Origin of the sequence: Rothia dentocariosa ATCC 17931, assembly GCF_000164695.2 — a bacterium.
Taxonomy (GTDB): Bacteria; Actinomycetota; Actinomycetes; order Actinomycetales; family Micrococcaceae; genus Rothia; species Rothia dentocariosa.
Window position 1 is genome coordinate 1,098,963 of record NC_014643.1, and the last position, 24,631, is coordinate 1,123,593.

Consider the following 24,631-nt stretch of genomic DNA (forward strand, 5'->3'; position numbering starts at 1 on the left):
GTTCTTCCGGTGTATGCACTCTATAATAAATAGGCAATAATCACCGACTGAAAGATAACAACATGCTGACTACTTCTGTATCCCGCCGCGGTGCTCTAGGCGTCTTGGGTCTTGGTTCTGCCGCGTTCTTGGCGGCGTGCTCCTCCTCTAACTCGAACGGCAACGGTGGGGACTCCGGCACATCGGCTTCCTCGACGAGTACCCGCAGCGACTACAGCGGCGAGGCTAAAATCGACAAGTTCGATACCTCAGCTGGCACCTACGAGCCCGCAACTCGCGAGACTCCCGCTAAGAATGTTCCCAAGCCTATCAAGCCTGAGAATATGAACGAAAACTCCGTCGCGGGTCTGTACTCTTCGATCGCATTCATCGGCGCGGCTTTGCAGTACGCACTGCAGACCGGCGATGTATCTCTGATCAAAGAAAGCGCTATGAGTGATGAGGATAAAGAGCGCACACTGTCGGGTGCTCTTTTTGCGGACCTTCAGGGCGGGAAGAGCTGGCTTGCAGACCCTAAAATTGTGATGAACTTTGAGGATGCTCAGCCTAAGGAAGAGAACGGCACCTACACGTGGCCGGTAACCGTGAATGTAACTCAGGGGGAATACGGCGTACATGATGGTGAGGTTGTAGATTTTCCTGAAGAACACCAGAAGCAAACTCAGAAGATTAACTTCACGGCTAAATACGACAATAACAAATGGAGTGTTGGGGGTTTCTATGAAACTGGTGGATCCGACAGCTCCGCATCTCACGATACCCAGGACAGCTAATCACTAGTTCCGCATATAGAGCGGTGTCCCCCGGAATCTTCATACGTTCTAAGGGACACCGCTTTTTGCGTTAGGTTTTAGAACCCTATGTGCAGAAACGGGCGGCAACCCGTGCTACCGCAAAGATTCAGTACCTAGCGCACCCGTGTGAGAAGTCTTCTTGCCTTACCACAGGCTTGCGAAATCGAGCACCATACGCCCGTTGATCTTGCCTGCGTTCATCTCTTCGAAGACCTGCGGAGCCTCATCAACCTTGCGCAGCTGCACTACGGGAACCACCAGCCCGTCTGCGCCGAACTGGAACGCCTCAGCAAGATCCTGACGGGTGCCAACCAACGAGCCGAGCACGCGAATACCGTCAAGAACGACCTTCGCGATAGATAGCTCCATCTTCTCGGGCGGAAGACCCACAGCCACCACGCTGCCCCCGGCACGCACGCTCTCAACCGCCTGGTTAAAAGCGACCCTCGATACCGCGGTCACCACGGCAGCTTGCGCCCCGCCGTCAGTTACCTCACGAACCTTCGCCGGTACATCCTCAACCTCACGACCGTTAATCGTGACGTCGGCACCGGTTTCGGCGGCAAGCTTCAGCTTGTCATCGTTAATATCGACGGCAATAACCTTGGCACCGAAAACCTTCTTGGCGTACTGCACCGCCAAGTTGCCCAGCCCGCCAGCGCCGTAGGCGACCAGCCACTGACCGGGGCGTATCTGCGATTCCTTAATCGCCTTATAGGTGGTTACGCCCGCGCAGGTAATCGAGCTTGCCTGCGCCGCATCCAGACCTTCGGGAACCTTTACGGCATAGTCTGCCGCGACAAGGGCATACTCACTCATGGCACCGTCCACGGTGTAGCCCGCATTCTTGACGGTACGGCATAGGGTCTCCCTGCCGGAGGTGCAGTATTCGCAGTGCCCGCATCCCTGGAAGAACCATGCAATAGAGACACGGTCACCGGGCTTGAGCGATTCAACGCCTTCACCAACTTCGGTGACAATACCAATACCCTCATGCCCCAGGACGCGCCCCGGAACCTTACCGAAATCGCCAGCCGCAACGTGCAGGTCGGTGTGGCAGACGCCGGAGTACTCTAGCTTCACGAGCGCCTGACCGTGCCCCACCTCGGGCACGGGAACATCGGTGACATTTATCGAGCCATCAACAACGTCAGGGACAACTACAGCTTTCATGGGAACCTCCCGTGTACTAGCTCACTATCAATGTTCGTTTAATCGTAAAGCTCATATAGAGACTTTTCTACAGTCCGGTGATATATTCAACCGCTAATACGGAATGGTACTCATGAGCGATTTTATGCTGTGCCGCAGCGCCTCTCTAGGAAGTCCACATAGAGAGCAAATAGATAACGAAATGATGAAGACGTGTCCAGGAGCCCGGGGTTCAACAAAGCTCTAAGATACAATCGACGTAATGTCTCTGGTATGGAGCAACAAACTGAGAAGTTGAGGCTTATCTTCCGCCCCTGACTGCGCAGTTTTGGGCAAAAAGAGTGCTGGACCCGGAACCTCGCTCGTAACCGCATCCCTTGAGAGCACCGATGAAAGGGCAAACATGCCAACCCGTTTACCCCACCATATCTCCCGCCGCGCCGCCTTGGGTGTGCTGGGCGCAGGATCTGCCACCGTCGTTGTCGGATGCGCTCCCGCCGTCAAACCCGTGGATCTCGGGCAGGGGAGCTCGTCCTCCGCGAGCTCATCGTCGTCAAGCGCTTCATCCTCCAGCTCATCATCGAGTGCATCTACTCTGCCCGGCAACTCGAAAAACACGGGCGATGTAAAACTCGAAAAGTACGACACCTCTGCGGGTGAACACCAGCCCGCAACCCGTACCGAGAAGCCGAAGAACGTTCCCAAACCCCTGCTCTCTGATAAAGCCAAAGAGAAAACCATAGACGGACTTTACGAAAACATCGCCTATATCGCGGCTTCTATGCAGTACCTCTTCCAGACCGGCGATATGGAGCCTTTCGAGAAATGCGCTCTGGTGTCATCCGAAAAGTCGAGTCTGTCCAGTAACACTGATGCTTCAAAGATGCTCAAAATGATCAAAGAGGGCAATGCCTGGCTGGACAACCCGACCGTTGTGTTCTCCCTGAACACCTCAACCCCGAGCAGCAGCGGCAGCTTCTACTCCTGGGATGGCACGATGAAGATGAATATGGGTTCCTACGTCGTCGTGAACTCCATGAGTAAAGATGTGGAGTCCAGTAAACAACAGGTTGATACGGATATTACCTTCGAGGCCCTCTATTCGGGCAGCTCGTGGACTATTCGCAGCAGTGGGGGTGCTGCTGGAAGCGGCGGATTCTCCATCTAAAACATTGTTGTTTTAGCGGCTGGGGTTTCTTAGCCTCACTAGATTTGTGCCTTATTCGCTCTGAATGAGGCACATATGAAAGGAAAAAGAATACTATGTCATCGTTGATCGTGACTCGCCGTAACGCAGCGCTGGGCGTGCTGGGTGCTGGCACAGCGGCCGCGCTCGCAGCATGTTCTTCGTCGAACTCAAACTCCAGTGGCAGTTCGTCAAGCTCCAGTAAGTCGGAACCCACTATGGATTACGAGGATGAGGTCAAGTTCGACAGCTTCGATACCTCGGCAGGGGAGTACGTGCCCGCAACCCTCACCGAGCCCGCGAAGAACGTTCCTGTTCCGAAGCTGCCGGAGAACGCTAACGAAAAGTCCGTTGAGGCTTTCTACACGCATATCGGTTACTACGCTGCATGCATACAGTATCTTTTTGCTACGGGTGATGATACTCCCCTTCGTAAGGGGTCTTTTGGAGAGACTGAAATTCAGAAATTTTCTAAGAGTTCTGTCATGGAACAACTTATACCCATTATTAAAAGTGGGGAGAGGTGGTTCGGTAATCCTAAAGTAATTTACATTTTGGGAACTTCTCAGCCTGAAATCACTGTTGACAGTTATAAATGGCCTGTTCAGATGAAGATGGATCTAGGCGAATTTGTAGCATCTCCTAATGGCTACATTTACCTGCCCACTAACGATCGAGTCACCACAGAGAACGCTGACATTAGAGGTACCTACACCTACGCCGATAATAAGTGGGATATCGTTAGCACCGTCTGGTCGAATGTGGTAATATTGCATTGATGGTTTAAAGCCCCGCAAGATTCCTACAATCTTGCGGGGCTTTTGTAATCTCAACCACCGCTCCCGGAACTTGACCGATTCACAAATAGTCGGAAAGTAACCGGTGAAATTCTTTGGCGCATCGCGCGAAAAAACTACCGTATTCTAAGACCCTAGAACGGCAGATATGCGGGCTCCCGCAGCCCCGATACACTAGAGTAGAGAGAAACACCCATGGCGAGTTCATGCGCTCGCCACCCGTGCTTTCCGCAGCCGCCTGCCCGCGGCGTTACGGAAGCCCCGAAAGGAACACCATGCCACCTCATGATGTAACACGCCGTGCCGCCTTAGGCGTTGTCGGCGCTGGCTCTGTCATTGCTCTTGCCGGATGCGCCGCCTCCGTGAGACCCGTCGATGCCGCCGCTAGCGGCTCCTCAAGCTCTTCATCGTCAGCGTCGAGTTCGTCGTCCTCATCCTCTGCATCGGCATCACCCTCGGAGAGCATAAAAGACTACGGTACTACTATCAAAAACGATAAGTACGATACGTCGGCTGGCGCGTATGAACCCGCAACGCGTGAACATCCAGCAAAGAATATCCCTAAACCTGTTTTAGATGATAAAGCTAAAGAGAACTCAGCAGATGGCTTTTACGCTAATCTAGTCTTTATGGCAGGTGCATTGAAGTACCTTTTTGAGACGGGAAGCGACGAAATGATTAATAAGTCTGCATTGGCACAAAGCGAAAAGGATGGTTTCTTAAAAAATGATCAATTCTTTTTCGATAGGATCAAAGATGGTGAGATTTGGTTTGGTAACCCTCAAGTAACGTTTGCCATGCGCTCTCCCCGTCCCTCAAAAGCAAGCGGTGGCGGCTACAATTGGGGCGGTATGATGGTCATCGATTTAGGAGAGTTTCGTGCCTTCCCTGACGGAACTAGCGAGGACTACACCGATGAAAAACAACGTAAGACAGAAACTTCGGTGTATTTTCAGGGTAAGTATTCTGATGGTGCCTGGCAGATCAAAACATTCTAGGTGTTAGTAATTGAATGAATAGATGTGTTTTTCGGAGCATATAGCTGGTCCCGCACGCATCGTATTGATGCATGCGGGACCAGCTTTTGCTATTAGTACTATGCGCACAGAAGCATTCCAAAGACAGCTCTTACCGCCATAAAGAAGAATAAAACCGCCGCTATGTACACCTTACGTACCTCTATTGAACACGTGCACAGCACGCCAAATTTTTAGACAAGGTACCTTTTTACAGGGTCGATAACATCGCGCGGGGTGCGTGCCGCACCGGGCAGCGGGTCTCCAATAGCCCGAAGCTCCCAGCCGCGACCTACGCGTGCCAGCAGGGCTACCATGAGCCCCGTATGTGAGCCCTTTTCCGTCATCGAAAAACGTGCCATCTCCTGGCGGGTAGCAACGTTTTCAACGCGCACAAAGGCGTTGTCAATGTTGCTAAATTGGTCCCCGGAATATGAGGTAATCACCAGTGCCAAGAAAGCAACGCGCGCATCCATGCCTGGGAGGTTAATATCGATAACCTCGTCGTCTCCTTCACCTGCACCCGTCAGGTTATCTCCGTGGTGAATAATAGAGCCATTGACCGAGCGTAACGACCCGTAGAAAACGACCTCAAGCAGGTTACCGGCTGCATCATAGCCGATCACGGAAGCATCCAGATCGACCGCTTTCTCTTTGATACGCCCAAAGAGTCCCTTGGTTTTAATGGGATCCCAGCCTAAGCCCAAACGAACCTGGGTGAGCGAGCTGTCTTTCGAGAGATCTAGTTTCTGGCCTTTTGACAGGTTAATAGCCACAGTGCCTGTACCCTTCGTTAGTTATGTAGTTATGTGGTCATAGAAATGCGGTGGGCGGATGCGCGGCGCACGCTGCGTCCGCATCGTCGCCCACCGCGTTGCTTGAGGGCTATGTGCCCTTGATCCTGCGGTTATGTGCTCTGCACCGGAGCGTCAGGTTCTGCAGTCTTTTCCGCTAGTGCTGCCTCCGCATGGTTTGCCTTGCGGGAGGAGATAATCGACCCGGCGATAAAGACGATGCCGGAAAGGCCGATCACGTAGTCGGGAATATCCCACTTGAGGGTTGCCAGAAGCATAAGCGCGAGAACGCCGATAGCCCAGTGCGCGCCGTGGTCCAGGTAGCGCAGCTCTTGAAGGGTTCCCTTTTCGACCAGGTAAATGGTCATCGACCGCACGAAGAGCGCGCCCACGCCCAAACCGATAGCAATAATAATGGGGTCTGAGGTTACCGCGAATGCGCCGAGAACGCCATCGAAGCTGAAGGAGGCATCAAGAACTTCTAGGAAGATAAACATGGAGAATGCTGCTTTACCGGTAAGTACGGCAACATTCGCCAGGGATTCTTCTTGAGATTCGTTTCGGTCTTCCATAAAGGTTGCCAGGCCGTTGGTCGCCAAGAAGGTGAGCATACCCAGCAGCCCCGAGAGCAGAATGGCGTACTGCTCATGATGCTCGGCACCGAAAAGCTGAGAAGCCGTCACTAAGATAACCCCGGAAACCAATACAGGCATGGAATCAAAGTGCCCGGCTTTGGCGAGGGGTTTCTCGATCACGGATAGCCAGTGGACATCCTTACCAGCCTCGAAGAGGAAGGAAAGGAAGAGCATGAGCAGGAACATGCCGCCGAAGGAAGCGATGGTGTGGTGCGCGGATTCCAAAATGTACCCGTAGGTTCCGGGCGTATGCGGGTCGCCGCGTTCCATTGCAAGGTTCCAAGCTTCAACCGGACCTACGTTGCCTGCCAGGCAGACGATCAGGAAGGGGAAGATAAGACGCATACCAAAAACAGCGACCAGAACACCGACTGTCAAGAAGATATTGCGCCATGCATGCGACATTTTGTCTAGGTATTTTGCGTTCACACCCGCGTTGTCGAATGAGAACACGATCTCAAGGACAATCAGGATCGCGGCAGATACCATGCCGACAATACCACCATAAAAGGCGGCACCTATAAGTGCCGCAAGGGTAATCAAGAGATCGTATTTGAAGAATTTTAATAAAGCCATGAGGGCAGAAGGCTCTCCTTCGCGTTAGAGATAAGGCAGGTTGTTAAACGGTGAAACCGTAGGAGGTCAGCAGATGCGGCAGACCACCGGTGAATGGATCTTCTACGGCTTTGAAACGCCATTCGCCGTTGTGGCGGTACACCATCGCGAAGAGTACAGCGGGCGCTGCCGAGCAGTCTTCGGAAAGGTCGTAACGAGCGATTTCTTCGTTAGTGTCGTCGTTTATCAGACGTACATAAGCGTTACGTACTACACCGAAATTCTTACCGGTTTTTTCGCCTTCGTAGATAGAGGCGAGGATGTGAAGGCGCTGTACCTTTGGGTCTACTTTATCGAGGTTCACGATAATGGTCTCATCGTCACCTTCAGCATCGCCAGTGCGGTTGTCACCGGTGTGGACGACCGCGCCGTCAAGGCTGGTGGGATTGTTAAAGAAGACGAGGGATGCATCGTCAAAAAGGATCCTGTCATTTTCGTCGGTGATCATGACGGATGCGTCAAGGTCATAGGCTTCACCCGCGAGGGATAGGTCCCAGCCCAGGCCGATGGTGAGGTTTTTCAGGCCCGGTGCCTCTTTGGTGAGATTGATGGGGTTTCCTTTGGTGAGCTTAATAGCAGCCACTATATTTTCCTTTCTATTTATGGTGTTGATATTCGCTGAGAAGGGCGATGGCACAGGTAACGTAACCATCCTCACTTAATATTAGCGTACCCTCTCCTAAATCCCGGGTTATGTGCATATCGGGATTAGTGAGCTGAAGGTTCCTGCCGATCAGTTTTAAAGATCGTAGTAGCGTCAAAGATTTAGGGGGAATTGTCAAAACTGTGCCTGCTGCGTTGAGCGATATTCGGGTCATCCGAGAGGCGGCATCAGTTGGGGGAGCGGATGAACCCGACAGCATAACACTCTCACCATCCCAGTTCAGCAGGAATGCAGTCATATCGGTTCCGGTAATACGCAGTTCTCCTACGGCGGTTTGTACCGCATCGAGCATAAAGAGACGTTCGCTCGGGTGAGCGTCGGTGATATTGGGGATGTGACCCCACCAGTGCGGTTCACGCAGGTGTTCGGATGGAGGAGTTATGGTTTTTGCCGTGTCTGCGGGTTGAGAATGCTGCCAAGATTCAGACGATTCCGGGGTGTAGGTTGCCGTCCCGCGAGATTTGCTCATATTTGGGGGCTTAATCTGCCGGTGCTGCACCGGCTGCGCTGTCCCGGATGCGCCCATCGCTCGGTTCGCCTGGCGGCTTATACTCCGCTGAGTATGCTGCGCCCTCCGGTGCCCTTGCTGATCAGAGGGAATATCTGCAGACTGCGGCTCCCGGTTTGTTGCTGCGGCAGCAGAGGGGGATGCTTGAGGACGTGCTTTCGGCTCAGGATCTGCTATGTAGGCAGTGATAAAACTGTAGCGACTCATAACCCAAACCCTTGAAGCATGGCGGAAACACTATGCCATTCATCGCACACAGCCCGCACTTTCCATTCACCGCGGTGCCGGTACACCTGCATCAGCCGTACCGCCGCGCTGCGACCTACCTGCACGAGTGGGGCACGGAACATTGTTTTTCCGGTGGCGGGGTTTATCATGCGTGCTCGAATCCCACTGGCACGGTTGAGCCGCACGGTACTTTCCCCGTTTGTGAAGAGCACGATCTCCAGGGAATCTACGTCCTGGGGCACAGTGGGAAGGTGCAGATCGAACTGCATCTGATCGTCGCCCATGAGTTCGCGGCGGCGAACACTGCCCGCACGGTCTAAGACCTGGTGAGCAAATACAAAGTCTTGCCGCGAAACTAGTTTGCCGTTCGAGGTGAGAAGTACCCCTGCCTCCAGAGATTCACGTAAAAGCGGTTCGTCGGTGCGCCACCGCAGTCCTACCAGCACGTGGTCGAGATCGGGTGCTTCCTGGGTAAGATTGACGTTCTGACCAATGCTCAGTTCCATTTATACCGCCATTCTCTTGCGCATGAACAGGGTGTGCGTTTCAAGTTCAAGGCTGTTATCTGCCCGCACAAGGTTAAGCGCTGTGACGAATTCCTGATTTGCATCAGTAAGAGCCTGCACCAGCTCGGAGGTTTGCTCCGGGGTGGGGTTGTGCGTGCGGGTGTAGACAGTCAACAGATTCGGTACATAGGTGGTTAGTGCCGTCTGGAGCGTGTATTCCGTCGTTGAGGGCAGGGTTGCGCGGGTATCACTGCCCGTTTCTGCCGTTATTTTGCGGTAGGTTTCGACCATCTCGAAGGCGGGTACGAGTGCGCGCGGGGGTACAGACACGGCAAAATCCGCCAAATAATGCGAGGCATCATCTAGCACATGCTGGGACTGGCGCAGGTACGTGGGCTCCGGGGCAGAAGAATGAGCCGAGGCATACTCCTGCGCCGGGGCATCCGTGACGTTTTCTTGTTGGGAGCGGAACGGGGAATCGTCCGGCACACCGAAAAACCGTTTGATAACGCCCACGTGTGCCTCTAATTCTGGGTGAGCGCGCGGTTTGTGGGAGTTCCGCTGGCGTGTGCAGGGGATTCGGGGGCATTATTCCTTCGTGTAACGCGCTCAAGAGATTCTGCCGTCAGTTCGCGCAGCATCTGGTTCGACTGGGCGAATGCTTCTACCGCCCCCTGGCGGAATGCGGAAACTTCGTCGAGCGCTTGAAGTACTTTTCCATGTGCCTGCGCCAAAACCTGCGGGTCGATTGCGGGTTGGGACGCCATCTGCTGGATGCGCGTAGCCTGCGAAGACAGCATATCGGCATTGCGCATAATAGCGTTCTCGGTGGTCTGCTTCAGAGCGCCAAGCTGCTGCAGAACCGCTTCCTGCATGCCTAAGGAACGGGCGATATAGGCGGTCATTTTGTATGCCCATAAGGTGGTGTCTTCGGCGCGGCGGATACCGCGAATGAGCTCTTTGCCGTTGCTGGAGACAACATCGCTTGTCAGGTACGCCTGCCCGGCAATTTCAAGTTTAGTGAGCAGATCGCTGATGCGCTGTTCGGTCACATACAGAACCTTCTCGGTGTAGATGCGCGCGGTTTCTTCATCTCCTTCAAGACGAGTTTCTTCGGCGGCGGCACGCACCATATCGGAGAACTGTTGAAGAACTGCGATCTTCTCGTTCAAATCCGTCATGCCTTCCTGAAGTTTCTCGCGCAGTTTCACGAGCTCCGCCTGCTGCATGACGAGCGCATCGGTGGATTTTTTCAGTTTTTTGCTGATGCCTTCAATATTTCTGTTGACGCTGGCGTACTGGTAGAAGAATTTCTCGATTTTGCTTTTGCCGCGCCCTATCAGGCGTTTTGCGATGCCGCGTTTACCGGGGGTACCGTCAATCGCGCTGTAATCCAGCGAGTTGATTTGTGCACGCAGTTCCGCCAGATTTTGAGATGCTTTGGTTTGTGGGGAGTCCGGCGCAAGCTCAAGCTCCTGCATATTGAGCAGGCGCTGGGTAACCATGTCGATGCCGTTGAAGGTATCGGAACCGTAGCTTGAAATCGTATTTTCGAGGGTATCGAGAAGTGAAGGCGACTTCAGATCGGTGTTGTTGAGAGTGATAGCCAGTTCGTCTGCTTCATGACTGATAGTTGCAACCTCAGGGGCACGCGTTTCCCGTTTTACAAGGTCGATAGCTCCCGCTTGGTTAAGTTTAGGCGGTGCTTGAGTTACGACCGGCGGGGCACCAACTTGGGGTTCGGAAGTAGGGATTTCAGCCATGAGACATCCTCTCGTCATGTCGGAACATACTCTTCTATGGTACTCAGCGCAGTGTGCAGAAGAACGTCCTTTCGTTAGAAAGCAATAAAAGTTGCATAAAAAAGTACCGGTATGCCTGTGGATAACTTCTCCGGTTTCTTCGTTGCGGAGCGTAAAAACCTCGTTGTTTTATGGGTTTTTCTATGAAAATACGTGAAGGTCAAGATCGGTCTGCGAAGCACCACTCCCGCTTTATACTCTGGCAGAATCGAGCGAAATCTCACAGAGCGCATACCGCTGAAATCTGCTATAAACCTCTACTTAAGGTGGATAATGAAGGGACTTCCCGCATTTTGATGCCGCACGAAAGGGGATTCACGGTGGAATATGTGCTAACACGTCGTTCCGCGCTGGGTGCTGCGGGTGCCGGTGCGGTGCTTTTTACGGTTGCTTCATGCTCGAATGAACGCAGTGACTATGCCGGAGAAGTCAAACTCGAAAAATACGATAATTCTGCCGGTAGTTTTGAAGCCGCCACACGAGACACCCCGCCCAAGAACGTCCCCAAACCTATCAAACCTGAGAATGCAGATGAAAAGTCCGTTGCCGGGTTTTACGCGAGCCTAGCCTATATCGCCGCCGCTATGCAGTATATGTTCGCCACCGGTGACACCGGTCCCTACGATGACAGCGCGCTCACCGAGGACGAGAAACACTATGTTCATAATTCCTCAAATGAGCAAATACTGGCACGCATGAGGGAAGGGCAAAACTGGTATGAGAACCCGCGCGTCACTATCTCCCTGAATACTGCACAGCCCGCGATGGAAGGCGATACATATACGTGGGAAGGGAAGTTTTCTATGGAGTTCGGGAACTACCGTGTCGATCGTGGGCAGGTAAACGACCTAACGGAACGGCAAAAAAGTAATAGCGAAGACATGGTTTTCAAAGGAACATATACCAACGGGCGCTGGAGCATTGAAACTCGGTCAAAGACCGTAGCCTCACAGAGCTCTACAGCTACACCATAGCGTTGTACCGTGCTTGGAAGGGATGCGCTCGGCGATGGTTTTTGGGTGTGTGCAGGGAAGATGAGAAAAATATAACAGCTTATGATGACGTCATATAACGCATGTTCGCACGGGTTAACGGCACAATAGTAAGGTACCCAGCCACATCACAGGGGTCTTAATCGTTGAAGATTAAGACGCCGAAAGGAATGAAATATGTCAGAAAGATCCTATGATTTTTCGCGCCGAACCGCTCTTGCGGTAGCCGGTGCGGTGGGCTCTGCGATGGTGCTGAGCGCCTGCGCTCCGAAGGTGAGAGGAATCGCATCCGAGCAGCAGAGTGCGGGGGCAACCGCATCCAGCTCTAGTTCCAGCTCTCCATCTAGTTCCAGTTCAAGTTCTTCGTCCAGTTCCAGCAATTATGCAGGCGAGGTTCGCTTCACGAGTTTCGATACCTCGGCGGGCGCCTATGAGCCTGCCACGAAAGAGCATCCGTCAAAGAACGTGCCTAAACCGACGAAACCCTCAGATATAAGCGACAAGTCGGCGGCAGGATTTTATGCCGCGATTGGCTATACGACGGCAGCCATGCAGTACGCCATGGAAACACTGGACTTTAGCCTTGTGGCGGATGCGTTTCCACCAGAATACAAAGATGTCCTGGAATCTAAATTTAACCAGCTGAAACAACAAACCACGAGCAGTAAATCATGGTTTGGCGGCCCCAAATTTAAAGCGATTCTCAAGAGCCCGGAACCGACGATGAACGGTACGAGTGCCACCTGGGAGGGAACAATATCGTTTTCGCTGGGTACCTTTTACGGGCCGAGTGGAGTAAGCCGAGAGTCTGAGACAGAGACATCAGATACCCTCTACCGCGGAACCTACACGGAAGGGCGCTGGTGGGCTATCTACGGCAGCTCCTCGGGTTCGTCAGGATCTGGATCGTCTCAAGAATTTTCACTCTAGAAACACCACACAGATATTCGGGCTAAGAAGTCCGCACCATGAAAGGAAAAAGAATGTCCGCTCTACATGTCTCACGTCGTACCGCGTTTGGTTTGGCGGGTGCTGCCTCTGCGACCGTGGCGCTTGCTGCGTGCTCTGGAGGCGTTAACGGTGTCAGTTCCCAAAGCGAGCGCACCGACTTTAGCGGCGAGATCAAGTTCGATAGTTTTGACACTTCTGCGGGAGAATACAAGCCCGCAACCAAGGATCACCCCGCCGAAAATGTGCCGAAGCCGAAGAAGCCGGATAACGCTAACGAAAAGTCAGCGGCAGGTTTTTACTCGTCTATTGGCTACCTTTTTGCATCCTTCCAGTACTTCTTCGAGTCTTTTGACCTCGAACCCCTGATGGAGGTTATGGTAGACAACACCGGACAGAAGGTGCCTGCGCCGCAATTTGAGCAGCTTAAGCAGATGGGCACCGGGGGAGTCGTGTGGTTTTATGACATGAAAATTACCAGTAGCCTCAAGACCCCGCAGCCGAAGATGGACGGCGACACCTATACCTGGGATGGAAGCGTTACCATAAAAATCGGCGGTATGGGTGGTCGTGGGGGCATGGGCCGGGAACTGAACAAGGAACAGAGTCAAGACGTTACGTTCAAGGGAACCTATAAGGACGGTCAGTGGCGTATGACAGACCCAGAGCCCACTTCAACATCCGGAAGCTCATCGAGCTCCGGTTCGCTGTTTGGCATCTAGCGAAATTTTACGGTGAGAGTATTCATTTCTCGTTATCGTGATGGATAGCGGGTATATGCATATGCTGTACCTCCGATGATCGATACCACCCGAGTGTCAGGGCTTGGGTTCCGAAAGGACTAGCATGTCTTCATTGAATATCTCTCGCCGTTCCACGCTTGGGTTCCTTGGCGCCGGTTCTGCGGCGGTGGCTCTTGCTGCCTGTTCCGGGGCAAATAATGCCGGCGGGTCAGGCTCCTCCGCATCCGGTGGCCAAGACCAAAAGGACTACAGTGGCGAGGTGAAATTCGACAACTACGACACCTCTGCGGGTAAGTACGAGCCCGGCACCAAGGAACAGCCCCCGAAGAACTTCCCCAAGCCCCTCAAACCAGAGCAGATGGGTGAGAAATCCGTCGCTGGTTTCTATGCGGCTATCGGGTACATGGTTGCGGCATGGCAGTATTTTAATAACGCCAATGATCCTGCCCCATTTATGGAAGTTGCTCTCGATCCTCAGGGGAATAAGCTCCCTGCCGATCAGGTTCAGCAAGCTGTTGAAGAACGGAAAAAGCAAAAAACCTGGGCTGAGGACCATAAACTGACTGCCATTCTAGACTCCCCGCAACCCAAGACTGACGGTGACACCTATACTTGGAACGGAAAGATGAAGGCTACCAACGGCTCCTTTGTTGTGATAGGGGGTCAGGCTATAGATGTCCCTAAAGAGAAGATGACAGAAGAAGCGCCTGCGGTCTTCAAAGGAATCTATAAAGACGGTACCTGGTGGTTGTCCTATCCTCAGCAAAGCAGCGGAGGTTCTTCAGACGCTCAGGGTGGCTCCCAGAATCAGCAGCAGGGACAGAACCAGGAGCAAACCCCGCAGCAGCAGGCTCCGCAGGAAGGAGCCGGGGAAGGCGCATCTGGCAACGGCGGGGCACAGTAGCAATACCGCGCAATCGTCTAGGAGAACCGAGTGTAGGTTCCTACTTAAAGAAAACCCGCAGGAAGCATGGCGTTCTTGCGGGTTTTCCGCGCTCTTAGCTGAATCTTTGCTCAGGGAACACTTAAACCTCGCATGAATTTCTACATCATGTACATAATGGGAATATACCCAACCACAGTTTGCGCCTTGATGCACGGGTAAAAGGCGCTGAAAGGACACCATTTCGATGCCCTCCCACACCTCCCGTCGTTTTCCTCGCCGTTCCGCGCTCACATTGTTGGGCATAGGCTCAGCGGGATTTATCGCCTCCTGCCTATCAAGAAACCAAGGATCTGCCACAAACTCTGATGAAACCCGCACCGATTTCGCGGGTGAGGTTAAATTCGATACATATGATGAATCTGCAGGAGCCTTTAAACCCGCAACTCGTGATCATCCGGCTCAGAACGTGCCTGTGCCCATCAGACCCGAGCATATGAACGATAAATCTGTGCAGGGGCTTTACAATACGATCGCCTATATTTCCGCCGCCCTCCAATATATGAACGCCACCGGCAACACCCGGTTTTATGATGAAAGCGCCGCCGCAGAGCCGGGACATAGCGTCATGCGCGGCGAAAAAGACGAAAAAGCGTTCTCTTTAATGCGTGAAGGGCGCGTCTGGTTCGATAACCCCGCAGCCACAGTAACCCTCAAAACCTCCGAACCGACTATCAAGGGCGATACCTACACCTGGGAAGGAAAGACCACCCTCGATTACGGAACCTTTCAGGTGGGCGAGAAAGAGACCGTGAACCTTTCTCTCGCGAAACGGTACGAAGTTGCCCAGACCACCTTCACCGCGGTGCATCGTGACGGCCGCTGGTGGTGTAAGGTGAGCGTTCCTGAAAAGATTGTGGGAGCCCCCGAAAGAACTGATCTTTTCTCGCATTTTAGGATGCGTGTAGAAGACCTAACCCCTACGCCGGTGCCTACACCGGAGGCAAAGAAATAAGGCGCTGAGGGTTTTCGGTTATGGATGTGCGTACCAGCAAATAGTCAGCTGAATGGCCTCAACCTGGGAATATGCAGAAATACCTGCGGCAATCCCAAGCATAAATCATGGCGCATGGCAGGATAGTTAGAGGTAACCCAACCACAAGGAGCGCTCATGCTCTCTGCCCTAAACACGGATATCTTATTGTTATCCGGGCATAAGTAAGGCGCCGAAAGGAATACTATGAATATCCCAGCACATTATCTGACCCGCCGTTCCGCTCTTGGGGTGATCGGCGCCGGTTCTGCGGCGGTTGCTCTTGCCGCGTGCTCGACCAGTAATTCTAATGGCGGCGGCGGTTCTGATTCGTCGAAGCGTGACGATTACAGCGGCGAGGTGAAGTTCGAGAAGTTTGATACTTCGGCCGGGAACTATGAGCCTGCAACCCGTGAGCATCCGGCGAAGAATGTTCCGAAACCTATTAAGCCGGATAACCTGAATGATAAATCGGTGGAGGGCTTCTACGCCAACATTGGGTTCATCATGGCTGCAATCCAGTACTTGGGGGGAACATGGAACGTCGATCCGTTATTAGAAACCAACTTCGATTATAAGGACTCTCTCGCGCAGACTATAAAAACATATATAAAAGAGGATTACACTGAGAAAAACTGGACCGATGTCAAGTTCAAAATCTCTTTGGATACCCCTCAACCGACGATCGAGGGCGATAAATACAACTGGAATGGCAAAATAATTGTAGACCGCGGAAATTTTTATGTATATAGTCGCCAGGCGCATGATGTTCCCCAAGATCAGCGTATCAGTGAAGAGGCGGCGACATTTATTGGTACCTATCAGGATGGTAAGTGGAAAATCAGCATTGAGACAAGTAAATCCGCGTCCCCTGGCGCTGGCAGCGGGTCGTCCACTGGTTCCGGTCTGGGCGGATTCGGATTCTAACATCATAAAGCAGAAGGTCTGAACAGAAAGGAAATATTATGTCTGATCAGTACGTTATTTCTCGCCGTTCCGCTCTTGGGGTGATCGGCGCCGGTTCTGCGGCGGTTGCTCTTGCCGCGTGTTCGACCAGTAATTCTAATGGCGGCGGCGGTTCTGATTCGTCGAAGCGTGATGATTACAGCGGCGAGGTGAAGTATGACAAGTTTGATACTTCCGCCGGGAACTATGAGCCCGCAACTCGCGAGCATCCGGCGAAGAATGTTCCGAAACCTATTAAGCCGGATAACTTGAATGAGAAATCGGTGGAGGGCTTCTATCAGAATATCGCCTTTATTATTGCTAGTTTCCAGTATTTCTATATGACGGCAGATAGCAGTGCTCTTAAGGAAAGCAACCTTAAAGGCAAAGAACAACTCTCAAAGGCTGAAGAACAGATGAAATCTTCTGGGGCACCAGATAAGCTTTGGTCTGAGGACTTCACCGTCAAAGCTTCTCTTGATACTCCGCAGCCCAAGATTGAAGGCGACACCTATACATGGGAAGGAAAGGTATCGGCGAATCTGGGCAGCTTTACGGTTCAAAACGGTCAGGTGACGGATATTCCCGAGAAATCGCGGCGTCAGGAAGGACCGCAAACCTTTAAAGGCACCTACAAAGATGGCACTTGGGAAATTGACCTTGGAATGAGCAGCTCTGCATCCTCAGGTGCCAGCGGTGGCGCATCCACCGGTTCCGGCAGTGGCGGAGGACTCGGGTTCTAAACCTCTTTCTGGCTGAACCGCATCGGACGTAAATATGGGACAAGCCCGCAGAAACACGTGCGTTTCTGCGGGCTTAATCTATGTCTGCGGGGCTTGTTGCTGTGGCAGGAGTGTCATAATTACCTGTACTGCGGCTCTACTCCGGGATAATAGAGGATGTGCCCGTCACGGTAACATCACTCCCCGAACGAAAATACCGGTAACGACGCCGTATTTTCCGTTTCCATGAGAAAGGTACCCGCCCATGACTTCCTCGTTCATATCCCGCAGAGCCGCCCTCGGCGTGCTAGGTGCCGGTTCCGCGCTCGCCTTCGTCGGATGCGCCGCCCGCGTGCAGCCGCTCTCGGCGGACGCATCCACGAGTTACCGTGCCGACTATTCGGGTGAGGTCACGTTCAACAGCTACGACACCTCCGCAGGAGAATACGTGCGCGCAACCCGTACCCAACGCGCGAAGAACGTGCCCAAACCGGTGAAAACCGCCATGATGACCGAGAAAAGCTCCGCCGGGCTCTACTCCCTGTTTGGATTTCTTGGGGCAGCCTTCACCTACGGAATTATGACTAACGATTTCTCTCCCTTCAAAGAAATTACCTTTGTGGGAGGAATAAACGGAGCCGAAGCCTTTGAGGAAAGCAGTGTGAAAGAGCTTGAAAATATGTGGTTTGAAGACCCTAAAATGACGTTTACGCTCAAAGACCCGACTCCCACCCAGAACGGTGACGTCTACACATGGGCGGCAACGACCACATTCTCAACAGGTAATTTTGTAGTGTATGAGGGCACTGCGGTAGACATTCCCAGCGAGGCAAAGAAAGACGTTCACGACGGAGAGTTTAAGGCACGATATAACAACGGACGCTGGCTGCTGATCGATATTCCCACCAATACCGATTTGTCTTCTAGCTTTGGCTCAGCGGGCAATCTGAGTGCCTAATTCCAGGGGATAGTACTGGCCGGGAGTATCCGGGATAATAGTGTTAGAACAATAGTCGCTATCGATGAAAGGTCTTTCTTATGGCACAGTCGTTTGTATCCCGCAGAGCCGCCCTAGGTGTGCTGGGTGCAGGTTCCGCGCTCGCTTTTGTTGGATGCGCATCCAACGCTGGCAGCGTGAAACCGCTCCCGACGAATGCTACGGCAAGCTACCGCAGCGATTTCAGTGGCGAAGCGAAGATCGACGAATACGATACCTCGGCGGGGGAGTACCGTAAGGCGACCCGCACCGAACGCGCGAAGAACGTGCCCAAACCTATCAAGCCTAAGAACGCCGACGAAAACTCGGTGGCAGGGCTGTATTCCAGTATCGCGTTCTATACTGCGGCGACCCAGTACATGATGGAGAGCGGTGACGACAGCCTGATCGAGCAGACCGCGTTGAATGATACAGATAAAAGCTCCGTTAAGTCGTCCTCGTACCAGTTTTCAACGATCTGGTTTGAAGACCCCAAGGTGACGGCCAACCTTACCACGCCGAAGCCCAAGGAATCCGGCGGGGAATACACCTGGCCTTCCCGATTCACCATAGGGTTGGGCAGCTTTATCGCCACCTCAGGAAGGGATGCTGATGTCCCCTCAAGCTCCCGCAGCACCACGCTCGACGTCGATATAACAGGGAAGTATGAAAACGGGCACTGGGTTATTGGCGGGTTCGCCGCAGCCTTCCGTAGCCAGGTAGGTTCAGGCTCTAGCAGCAGTAGTGGATCGAGTATCTAGCCTTCTGCTCTGAGGTTTTGCGGAACGTGGTGAGGTACAGCAGAGCGTACTATCTTATCCCGGCGACGGCGCTTTCACGTATAGGCACCGTCGCCTACACCATTGTGGTGACCTGGTATATCAGCCAGCACGCCGGTCAGCAGATGGTTGGGGTGATGAATGCGTTGAGCGGCGCGGGCATATTCCTCGCCAGTATTCTTGGATTTGTTGTTATTGACAGGTTTAAGAAAAAATCCCTGCTGATTTTCTACGATATTTTTAATAGCCTCTGCTGCCTGTGCGCTCTTATTCTTTTATCGTCAGTACGCGGAGAATTTATCGTTTATATACTGATTATTCTTTCCGCTCTCATGTCTTTAGCCGCGACCGCATACAGCCCCACAAGCCGCGCTATTATTCCTGAAATTCTTGGACATCGAGAATTTGAAAAATACAATAGCACCTATTCGATGGTGGGAGAACTATCCCGTGCTGTGAGCCCCCTCGTAGGAACCATGATTCTCATCCAGAATTTTGCGAATGCTCTAGAGCTTTCAATTATCGTCAATCTGGTGTCATTTATTCTGTCTTTGGTACTCACTTTTATGGTGCCCGCTGGGTCTGTCGCTACCCGACGCTCAGAGGGCTCCGAAGTATTCCAAAAAACGCATATACTTCACGATTTAAGGCTTGGACTAGTATATATAGCCTCTAGTGCATATTTTAGACGCGAACTTATCTTCGCCGCCCTCCTCAATATGTGGGGTGCCTCAACCCTTTTCCTGCTTCTGGGGCGAATTGCTCACTTGGGGTTAGGGCAAGAGGTCTACGGTATTGGTATGTTTATGGGAACTATGGGCGCCGTGGCTGCATCTTTTATCCTCAACCGCATACCTGCGCTGAGGCGATGGGCGCATCCACAAATATTACTGCTGGTTATCAGTGGCGCGTATGTATTGGCACTTATACCTGGAATTATCAGCGTTATTACTGCACAAAGTATAGTGAGTGGAATTATTGTTATCTATACTATTGGTCTTTTCTCGGATTTGCAGAAGAAGAGCGACGCTGGGCATATTGGAAAAGTAATGTCTGTCTTTAGTTTAGCGGCAGCGCTTTTTACATCGCTGGGAAATTTGCTCTTCTCACATCTAAGTGCGCGGGTAGATACAGGAGCGTATGCGTTCGTATGTGCCACGTCCTTAGCCCTTACAACGGCGGTACTTTGGGCAATACGGCATCTTTTAACCCGCGCGAGCAGATAATATTTCGGCGAGCAGATAGCAATCCGTTATCTGCTCGCCAAAATATTATCTGCTCGCGCTATTGGGAACTGGCAGGAGGCTACCAGATACGCACGCGATCCTCAGGCGCCAGATACAGTTTGCTGCCCTCGGGAACATCGAACGCATCATAAAACTCGTCGATATTGCGCACCACGCCGTTCACCCGGAACTCGTCGGGGGAGTGCGGATCCACCGAAATCATCATCTCCGCATGCTGTGGGCGTGACTTAGTGCGCCATCCCTGTGCGGTGGACCAGAAGAGGCGCTGCGCGGCCGTCATGCCGTCGATGACCGGCGCATCCTCCAGCGAGGTGATGCCCTGCTCGGCAAGCGCAATCTCATAGGCCCTCAACGCAATCGACAGGCCCGAAAGGTCGCCGATATTCTCGCCCAGAGTTAGTTCGCCGTTCACCCGGAACTTTTGCGGGTCAAGGTTCGCCGGGGTGTAGGCGTTATACTGCTGAACCAGCGCGCTCGTGCGCTTGGTAAACTCGGCGAAATCCTCCTCGGTCCACCAGTTATTCAGCGCGCCGTCGCCGTCATAGAGCGCACCTTTATCGTCAAACCCGTGACCTATTTCGTGACCGATCACCATGCCGATACCGCCGTAGTTCGCTGCATCGTCGGCCTCAGGATCGAAGAAGGGCGGGCGCAGAATAGCCGCGGGGAACACAATCTCGTTAGCGGGCGGCATATAGTAGGCGTTCACAGTCTGCGGAGACATCAGCCACTCGTTCTTATCAACCGGGTCGCCAGCGCGATCGATCATGAAATCGCTGTTAAAGGCGGCGGCACGGCGCAGGTTCTCGAACAAGTCACCGGGCACCAGGGTCAGCTTCGAGTAGTCGCGCCACTCATCCGGGTAGCCGATCTTCGTGACAAACTTCGAAAGCTTTTCCAGCGCCTTCTCGCGGGTGGCCTCGGTCATCCAATCCAGGTTCGTGATGGAGCGGCGGTATGCTTCCAGCAGGTTATTGACCAGCTTGAGCATTTTCTCCTTATGCTCCGGCGGGAAATGCACCGCCACATATTCCTTGCCAAGCTCCTGATCGAGTGCGTTCTCCACAGCCGCAACGCCACGTTTCCAGCGTTCGCGCAGCTCTTCGGTGCCTGAGAGGGTGCGACCGTAGAAATTGAAGTTTTCCTGCACGAATGCATCCGGCAGGTAGGGTGCGCGGGAACGGATAGCGCACCACAGGGCCCAGAGTTTCCAGGTCATCAGCGGGGTGGACTGCCACATGCTCGCCACGCCCTCTAGGAAAGAAGGCTGAGAAACAATGACCGTGCCCAGCTCTTTGGGGTCTGCCCCCAGCGCAAGAAGCCACTGCTGGAGCGGGAAACCGGGGAACTTCTCGTCAAGTTCGGGGGCTTTGACGGGGTTGTATTTCGCCTCTGCATCACGGTTTTTCACGACATCCCAGTGATGCGCGGCGATCTCGGTCTCGTGCGAGAAAATGAGCTGTGCCGCCTCCATAGGGGTCAAGTTGAAGCTCTCGGCAAGGCCGGTCAGCTCGAACATGGTGGCGATATGCTCGATATACGCGGCGCATACCTGCTCGTACTTCTCTTCGCGGTAGTATGCCTCATCGGGCAGACCCAACCCGGCCTGGGTGAGGTAAAAGACGTAATGTTCGGGGTCTTTCTGATCGATACTGGTGTACCACCCGAGAAGCTGCGCCAGCCCAGCCCGTGAGAGGAGCGCTAGAGTGACGGCGAGCTGCTCGCTCGTGGCGGCGTTGAGAATCGGGGCGACCTCGCGCATAAGCGGCTCTAACCCGTCAGACTCGATCTTATCGGTGTCCATAAAAGAGTTGTAGAGCGCGCCGATGCGGGATTCAGGCTGTTCCTTAGCGATACGCTCAACAATCTCACGCACATGCTTTTCGGCATCATCGCGTAGGGTGTACAGCCCGCCGTCTTTGGAACGGTCGGCGGGAATTTCATAGGTATCGAGCCAGCGGCCGTTCACGTGGCGGAAGAAATCATCGCCCGGTTTAACCGCATTATCGACCCATTCGGTCGTAATTCCAGAGTTCTTTGCATTATCCATGACCCCATTCTAGGGGCTTTATGGCGCGAGAACCTTGAAGATAACACCTCTTCGGCATATTCCCTCAGAGGCGTAATTCGGTGAACGTTGGCACCCTTTGCCCCTTAAAGGCAGCCGCGAGCAGGTAGGATTTTGCCGACAAGGTAGGATTTTCCTACCTGCTCGTACCAAAAACCACCTGCTCGCGGAATTATTGTGATTGTTTAAGCCTGTAATTAAGGCACTTTATAGGGGTAGGGGAGAGGCTCCGCGCCAGAGACTACAGGCTTGCCCGAACCTTCTTCGTGGCGGCCACCACGTTCTCCAGCGTCTTCTTCGTCTCCTCGTAGTCGCGGGTCTTCAAACCACAATCCGGGTTAACCCACAGATCAGAGATGGTTCCGTACCCAATCGCGGCACGGATCAGCTCCTCAACCTCGGCCTGCGAAGGCACACGCGGCGAGTGAATATCCCACACGCCCGGGCCCAGCCCCGAAACATAGCTTTCGGGAATATCCGCCAGCAGCTCCATATGCGAGCGCGCCGCCTCAATACTGGTCACATCCGCATTCAGGGCATTAATCGAATCAATAATCTCGTTGAACTCCGAGTAGCACAGGTGGGTGTGAACCTGAGTTTTATCCTCGACCGCGCTCGTCGCCAGGCGGAACGCATTCACCGACCACTTCAGGTACGCAGGCTGCTCATCACGGCGCAGTGGCAGAAGCTCACGCAGTGCCGGTTCATCCACCTGAATGATGCGGATGCCCGCCTCTTCCAAATCGGCGATTTCGTCGGCGAGCGCCAACGCCACCTGATTCGCGGTTTCCTCGCGCGGCTGGTCATCACGCACGAACGACCAGGCCAGAATAGTCACCGGGCCGGTCAGCATGCCCTTGACGGGACGGTCGGTGAGCGACTGGGCGTACGAAATCCAGGGCACGGTTACGGCCTCGCCGCGCAGCCCTTCACCCGAGCGTTTCACATCGCCGAAAAGCACCGATGGGCGAGTGCAACGCGAACCGTAGGACTGCACCCAGCCGTGCTTGGTCGTGGCGAAACCATCGAAGTTTTCGGCGAAGTACTGCACCATGTCGTTACGTTCGGCCTCGCCGTGCACGAGCACATCCAGGCCCAAATCTTCCTGGAGTTTAATAACGGAGGCGATCTCTTCACGCAGGAACTCGTCAAGCTGCTGCTGCGTGATTTTACCGGCACGCGCCTCTGCACGGTGGCGGCGAATATCGCCGGTCTGCGGGAACGAACCAATGGTCGTGGTCGGCAGCTTCGGCAGATTCAGATCGGCTTGGGCATCCCGGCGGATTTTCAGTTCGGGGCGCTCAAAATCTTCCGGTTTCACGGATGCGGCACGCTCACGGATTGCGGCATTATGCTTACGCGGATCCGCCGTGAAACGTGCCAGCGCTTCGTCGGCGGTCTTCAACTCTGCCTCAACCGCAGACTCACCGTCGGCAAGACCGCGGGCAAGAGTCACGATCTCGGCGACTTTCTGGTCGGCAAAAGCCAGACCGTCTACGGGCACATCGGCGGGGTCTTCAAGGTCGAGATCGTGCGGCACATGCTGCAGCGAGGTTGAGGACGCGACCGCCACCTCGCCGCCATTAATGTTCTGGAGTGCGTGCAGAAGCGCTCGCAGATCGGCACGCCATATATTGCGTCCGTTAATGGCACCCGCCACCAGGGTTACGCCGGAGTCTTTGAAGGCGGTCAGCGCCTCGGCATCGTAGAGGGTGGAAACCAGGTCGAGATGCAGCGCCTCAATACCGGTGTCTAACAGCGCGGGCAGGTTCTCGCGCAGATTGCCGTAGGGGCTTGTCACCAGGATTGCGGGGCGGTTCGTTTCGGCCGCCAACGCGGTGTAAGTTTTACGCGCCAATTCGGCGATTTTGGCGTTGGGAATATCGCGGTCCACGGTCAGTCCGGGTTCGTCGAGCTGCACCCACTGCACGCCGCGCTCCGCCAGCTCGGCGAGCACCTGCTGGTAAGCTTTCACGAAATCGTCCAGGCGATCCAGCGGTGTGAACCCTTCGGGCGAACCCTGCTCGGCTTTCGCCCCGAGAAGCAGAGTGAGCGGGCCGACCAGCTGCGGGCGCACCGTCACCCCGTGCTCCTTGGCGACTTCAAGCTGCTCGTCAATAGCCTCAAGATTCAGCTTGATCTCGGTATCCGGGCCGATTTCGGGCACTAGGTAGTGGTAGTTCGTATCGAACCATTTCGTCATCTCCAGCGGAGGCAGCGTCTCGGTTCCGCGCGCTAGAGCAAAGTATCCGGGCAGATCGAGCAGGCCGCGCGCATCCTTGGCGTCGGCAAGACGCTTGGGTACGAGGGTGAAAAGGCGCACGGCGTCGAGCACCTGATCGTAGTACGAGAAAGTCGCCGGGATAGACGAATCGGTGGCGCTAAGACCGCGCTCGATCACACGGTCATAGTAGGTGCGCTGCACATCTGCGGCCGCCTGGCGCAGCTCATCCTGCGTGATTTTGCCTTTCCAGAACGCTTCCTGTGCCTTCTTCAGCTCGCGGAAACGGCCCACGCGGGGGTAACCGACGATGGTTGCTGCGGGGAATGGGGTGCGGGTCATCCTAGTTCCTTACTGTGGGAGGGTGTCAAATAAAA

The 24,631-nt window shown here is 53.8% G+C and carries 24 protein-coding genes; 14 read left to right on the forward strand and 10 right to left on the reverse strand.

Translation table 11 applies throughout. The features are described from left to right. Positions 1-62 precede the first annotated feature (62 nt). Positions 63-773 carry a DUF6318 family protein gene (locus tag HMPREF0733_RS04885; RefSeq protein WP_013398258.1) on the forward strand — a complete coding sequence of 237 codons (711 nt, stop codon included), beginning with the start codon at positions 63-65 and terminating at the stop codon, positions 771-773. Positions 774-938: 165 nt separating this feature from the next. On the opposite strand, the gene adhP is transcribed toward HMPREF0733_RS04885, so the two are convergent. After that, the gene (gene adhP, locus HMPREF0733_RS04890; RefSeq protein ID WP_013398259.1) at positions 939-1,967 is read right to left on the reverse strand and encodes an alcohol dehydrogenase AdhP; all 1,029 of its coding nucleotides are present in this window, start codon (positions 1,965-1,967) and stop codon (positions 939-941) included. A 382-nt stretch (positions 1,968-2,349) separates the two neighbouring features. On the opposite strand from adhP, the gene HMPREF0733_RS04895 reads away from it, so the two are divergent. The 3 genes from HMPREF0733_RS04895 (at position 2,350) to HMPREF0733_RS04905 (ending at position 4,927) form a co-directional block, all read left to right on the forward strand. Then, the gene (locus tag HMPREF0733_RS04895; RefSeq protein ID WP_244864858.1) at positions 2,350-3,114 is read left to right on the forward strand and encodes a DUF6318 family protein; all 765 of its coding nucleotides are present in this window, start codon (positions 2,350-2,352) and stop codon (positions 3,112-3,114) included. A 95-nt stretch (positions 3,115-3,209) separates the two neighbouring features. Then, positions 3,210-3,911 (forward strand): DUF6318 family protein, encoded by a 702-nt coding sequence (locus HMPREF0733_RS04900; protein ID WP_041321659.1) that lies wholly within the window; start codon positions 3,210-3,212, stop codon positions 3,909-3,911. Between the two features lie 293 nt (positions 3,912-4,204). Further along, positions 4,205-4,927 (forward strand): DUF6318 family protein, encoded by a 723-nt coding sequence (locus HMPREF0733_RS04905; protein WP_013398262.1) that lies wholly within the window; start codon positions 4,205-4,207, stop codon positions 4,925-4,927. 212 nt (positions 4,928-5,139) lie between these two features. Here the strand turns inward: HMPREF0733_RS04905 and HMPREF0733_RS04910 are convergent, their stop codons facing one another. The 7 genes from HMPREF0733_RS04910 to HMPREF0733_RS04940 all read right to left on the reverse strand — a co-directional run bounded on the left by HMPREF0733_RS04910 (position 5,140) and on the right by HMPREF0733_RS04940 (position 10,658). After that, entirely contained in the window at positions 5,140-5,721 is a 582-nt protein-coding gene (locus HMPREF0733_RS04910) for a TerD family protein (RefSeq protein ID WP_013398263.1), read from the reverse strand. A gap of 131 nt (positions 5,722-5,852) precedes the next feature. Further along, positions 5,853-6,950 carry a DUF475 domain-containing protein gene (locus HMPREF0733_RS04915; RefSeq protein ID WP_013398264.1) on the reverse strand — a complete coding sequence of 366 codons (1,098 nt, stop codon included), beginning with the start codon at positions 6,948-6,950 and terminating at the stop codon, positions 5,853-5,855. A 43-nt stretch (positions 6,951-6,993) separates the two neighbouring features. Then, positions 6,994-7,572, reverse strand: a complete 579-nt coding sequence (locus tag HMPREF0733_RS04920; RefSeq protein WP_004006392.1) for a TerD family protein — start codon at positions 7,570-7,572, stop codon at positions 6,994-6,996. 13 nt (positions 7,573-7,585) lie between these two features. Further along, entirely contained in the window at positions 7,586-8,368 is a 783-nt protein-coding gene (locus HMPREF0733_RS04925) for a hypothetical protein (protein ID WP_013398265.1), read from the reverse strand. Then, positions 8,365-8,895, reverse strand: a complete 531-nt coding sequence (locus tag HMPREF0733_RS04930; protein ID WP_013398266.1) for a TerD family protein — start codon at positions 8,893-8,895, stop codon at positions 8,365-8,367. The genes HMPREF0733_RS04925 and HMPREF0733_RS04930 overlap by 4 nt, the downstream gene beginning before the upstream one ends. Beyond that, positions 8,896-9,411, reverse strand: coding sequence for a hypothetical protein (locus tag HMPREF0733_RS04935; RefSeq protein WP_013398267.1), 516 nt, complete (start codon positions 9,409-9,411; stop codon positions 8,896-8,898). It abuts the gene before it with no gap. 8 nt (positions 9,412-9,419) lie between these two features. Beyond that, positions 9,420-10,658: a toxic anion resistance protein gene (locus HMPREF0733_RS04940; protein ID WP_013398268.1), complete on the reverse strand. Its 1,239-nt coding sequence runs from the start codon at positions 10,656-10,658 to the stop codon at positions 9,420-9,422. Between the two features lie 359 nt (positions 10,659-11,017). Here HMPREF0733_RS04940 and HMPREF0733_RS04945 point away from each other — a divergent pair, with 359 nt between their 5' ends. The 10 genes from HMPREF0733_RS04945 to HMPREF0733_RS04990 all read left to right on the forward strand — a co-directional run bounded on the left by HMPREF0733_RS04945 (position 11,018) and on the right by HMPREF0733_RS04990 (position 19,944). After that, complete coding sequence (locus HMPREF0733_RS04945) at positions 11,018-11,671, forward strand: DUF6318 family protein (RefSeq protein WP_244864860.1); 654 nt, start codon at positions 11,018-11,020, stop codon at positions 11,669-11,671. Positions 11,672-11,866: 195 nt separating this feature from the next. Continuing rightward, positions 11,867-12,619 (forward strand): DUF6318 family protein, encoded by a 753-nt coding sequence (locus HMPREF0733_RS04950; RefSeq protein WP_013398270.1) that lies wholly within the window; start codon positions 11,867-11,869, stop codon positions 12,617-12,619. Between the two features lie 53 nt (positions 12,620-12,672). Beyond that, complete coding sequence (locus HMPREF0733_RS04955; RefSeq protein ID WP_041321660.1) at positions 12,673-13,359, forward strand: DUF6318 family protein; 687 nt, start codon at positions 12,673-12,675, stop codon at positions 13,357-13,359. 124 nt (positions 13,360-13,483) lie between these two features. Then, entirely contained in the window at positions 13,484-14,284 is an 801-nt protein-coding gene (locus HMPREF0733_RS04960; RefSeq protein ID WP_013398272.1) for a DUF6318 family protein, read from the forward strand. 226 nt (positions 14,285-14,510) lie between these two features. Then, on the forward strand, positions 14,511-15,278 hold the full coding sequence (locus HMPREF0733_RS04965) for a DUF6318 family protein (protein WP_049775430.1): 768 nt from the start codon (positions 14,511-14,513) through the stop codon (positions 15,276-15,278). A gap of 225 nt (positions 15,279-15,503) precedes the next feature. Next, positions 15,504-16,223, forward strand: a complete 720-nt coding sequence (locus HMPREF0733_RS04970) for a DUF6318 family protein (protein WP_013398274.1) — start codon at positions 15,504-15,506, stop codon at positions 16,221-16,223. Positions 16,224-16,261: 38 nt separating this feature from the next. After that, entirely contained in the window at positions 16,262-16,984 is a 723-nt protein-coding gene (locus tag HMPREF0733_RS04975) for a DUF6318 family protein (protein WP_013398275.1), read from the forward strand. 244 nt (positions 16,985-17,228) lie between these two features. Further along, positions 17,229-17,921: a DUF6318 family protein gene (locus HMPREF0733_RS04980; protein WP_013398276.1), complete on the forward strand. Its 693-nt coding sequence runs from the start codon at positions 17,229-17,231 to the stop codon at positions 17,919-17,921. Positions 17,922-18,001: 80 nt separating this feature from the next. Continuing rightward, entirely contained in the window at positions 18,002-18,700 is a 699-nt protein-coding gene (locus tag HMPREF0733_RS04985; protein ID WP_013398277.1) for a DUF6318 family protein, read from the forward strand. Positions 18,701-18,729: 29 nt separating this feature from the next. Further along, positions 18,730-19,944: an MFS transporter gene (locus HMPREF0733_RS04990; protein ID WP_244864862.1), complete on the forward strand. Its 1,215-nt coding sequence runs from the start codon at positions 18,730-18,732 to the stop codon at positions 19,942-19,944. 79 nt (positions 19,945-20,023) lie between these two features. On the opposite strand, the gene HMPREF0733_RS04995 is transcribed toward HMPREF0733_RS04990, so the two are convergent. Then, entirely contained in the window at positions 20,024-22,015 is a 1,992-nt protein-coding gene (locus HMPREF0733_RS04995) for a M13 family metallopeptidase (RefSeq protein WP_013398279.1), read from the reverse strand. 259 nt (positions 22,016-22,274) lie between these two features. Continuing rightward, positions 22,275-24,596, reverse strand: a complete 2,322-nt coding sequence (metE, locus tag HMPREF0733_RS05000; RefSeq protein ID WP_013398280.1) for a 5-methyltetrahydropteroyltriglutamate--homocysteine S-methyltransferase — start codon at positions 24,594-24,596, stop codon at positions 22,275-22,277. Between the last annotated feature and the right edge of the window lie 35 nt (positions 24,597-24,631).

What these genes read in the sequence shown, in the direction of transcription:
- HMPREF0733_RS04955 (WP_041321660.1), top strand. Translation starts at nt 12,673, where the DNA reads ATGTCCGCTCTACATGTCTCACGTCGTACCGCGTTTGGTTTGGCGGGT.
- HMPREF0733_RS04985 (WP_013398277.1), top strand. Translation starts at nt 18,002, where the DNA reads ATGGCACAGTCGTTTGTATCCCGCAGAGCCGCCCTAGGTGTGCTGGGT.
- HMPREF0733_RS04915 (WP_013398264.1), bottom strand. Translation starts at nt 6,950, where the DNA reads ATGGCTTTATTAAAATTCTTCAAATACGATCTCTTGATTACCCTTGCG.
- HMPREF0733_RS04965 (WP_049775430.1), top strand. Translation starts at nt 14,511, where the DNA reads ATGCCCTCCCACACCTCCCGTCGTTTTCCTCGCCGTTCCGCGCTCACA.
- HMPREF0733_RS04960 (WP_013398272.1), top strand. Translation starts at nt 13,484, where the DNA reads ATGTCTTCATTGAATATCTCTCGCCGTTCCACGCTTGGGTTCCTTGGC.
- HMPREF0733_RS04995 (WP_013398279.1), bottom strand. Translation starts at nt 22,015, where the DNA reads ATGGATAATGCAAAGAACTCTGGAATTACGACCGAATGGGTCGATAAT.
- HMPREF0733_RS04950 (WP_013398270.1), top strand. Translation starts at nt 11,867, where the DNA reads ATGTCAGAAAGATCCTATGATTTTTCGCGCCGAACCGCTCTTGCGGTA.
- HMPREF0733_RS04925 (WP_013398265.1), bottom strand. Translation starts at nt 8,368, where the DNA reads ATGAGTCGCTACAGTTTTATCACTGCCTACATAGCAGATCCTGAGCCG.
- HMPREF0733_RS04930 (WP_013398266.1), bottom strand. Translation starts at nt 8,895, where the DNA reads ATGGAACTGAGCATTGGTCAGAACGTCAATCTTACCCAGGAAGCACCC.
- HMPREF0733_RS04940 (WP_013398268.1), bottom strand. Translation starts at nt 10,658, where the DNA reads ATGGCTGAAATCCCTACTTCCGAACCCCAAGTTGGTGCCCCGCCGGTC.
- HMPREF0733_RS04970 (WP_013398274.1), top strand. Translation starts at nt 15,504, where the DNA reads ATGAATATCCCAGCACATTATCTGACCCGCCGTTCCGCTCTTGGGGTG.
- HMPREF0733_RS04905 (WP_013398262.1), top strand. Translation starts at nt 4,205, where the DNA reads ATGCCACCTCATGATGTAACACGCCGTGCCGCCTTAGGCGTTGTCGGC.
- HMPREF0733_RS04895 (WP_244864858.1), top strand. Translation starts at nt 2,350, where the DNA reads ATGCCAACCCGTTTACCCCACCATATCTCCCGCCGCGCCGCCTTGGGT.
- adhP (WP_013398259.1), bottom strand. Translation starts at nt 1,967, where the DNA reads ATGAAAGCTGTAGTTGTCCCTGACGTTGTTGATGGCTCGATAAATGTC.
- HMPREF0733_RS04975 (WP_013398275.1), top strand. Translation starts at nt 16,262, where the DNA reads ATGTCTGATCAGTACGTTATTTCTCGCCGTTCCGCTCTTGGGGTGATC.
- HMPREF0733_RS04900 (WP_041321659.1), top strand. Translation starts at nt 3,210, where the DNA reads ATGTCATCGTTGATCGTGACTCGCCGTAACGCAGCGCTGGGCGTGCTG.
- HMPREF0733_RS04980 (WP_013398276.1), top strand. Translation starts at nt 17,229, where the DNA reads ATGACTTCCTCGTTCATATCCCGCAGAGCCGCCCTCGGCGTGCTAGGT.
- HMPREF0733_RS04885 (WP_013398258.1), top strand. Translation starts at nt 63, where the DNA reads ATGCTGACTACTTCTGTATCCCGCCGCGGTGCTCTAGGCGTCTTGGGT.
- metE (WP_013398280.1), bottom strand. Translation starts at nt 24,596, where the DNA reads ATGACCCGCACCCCATTCCCCGCAGCAACCATCGTCGGTTACCCCCGC.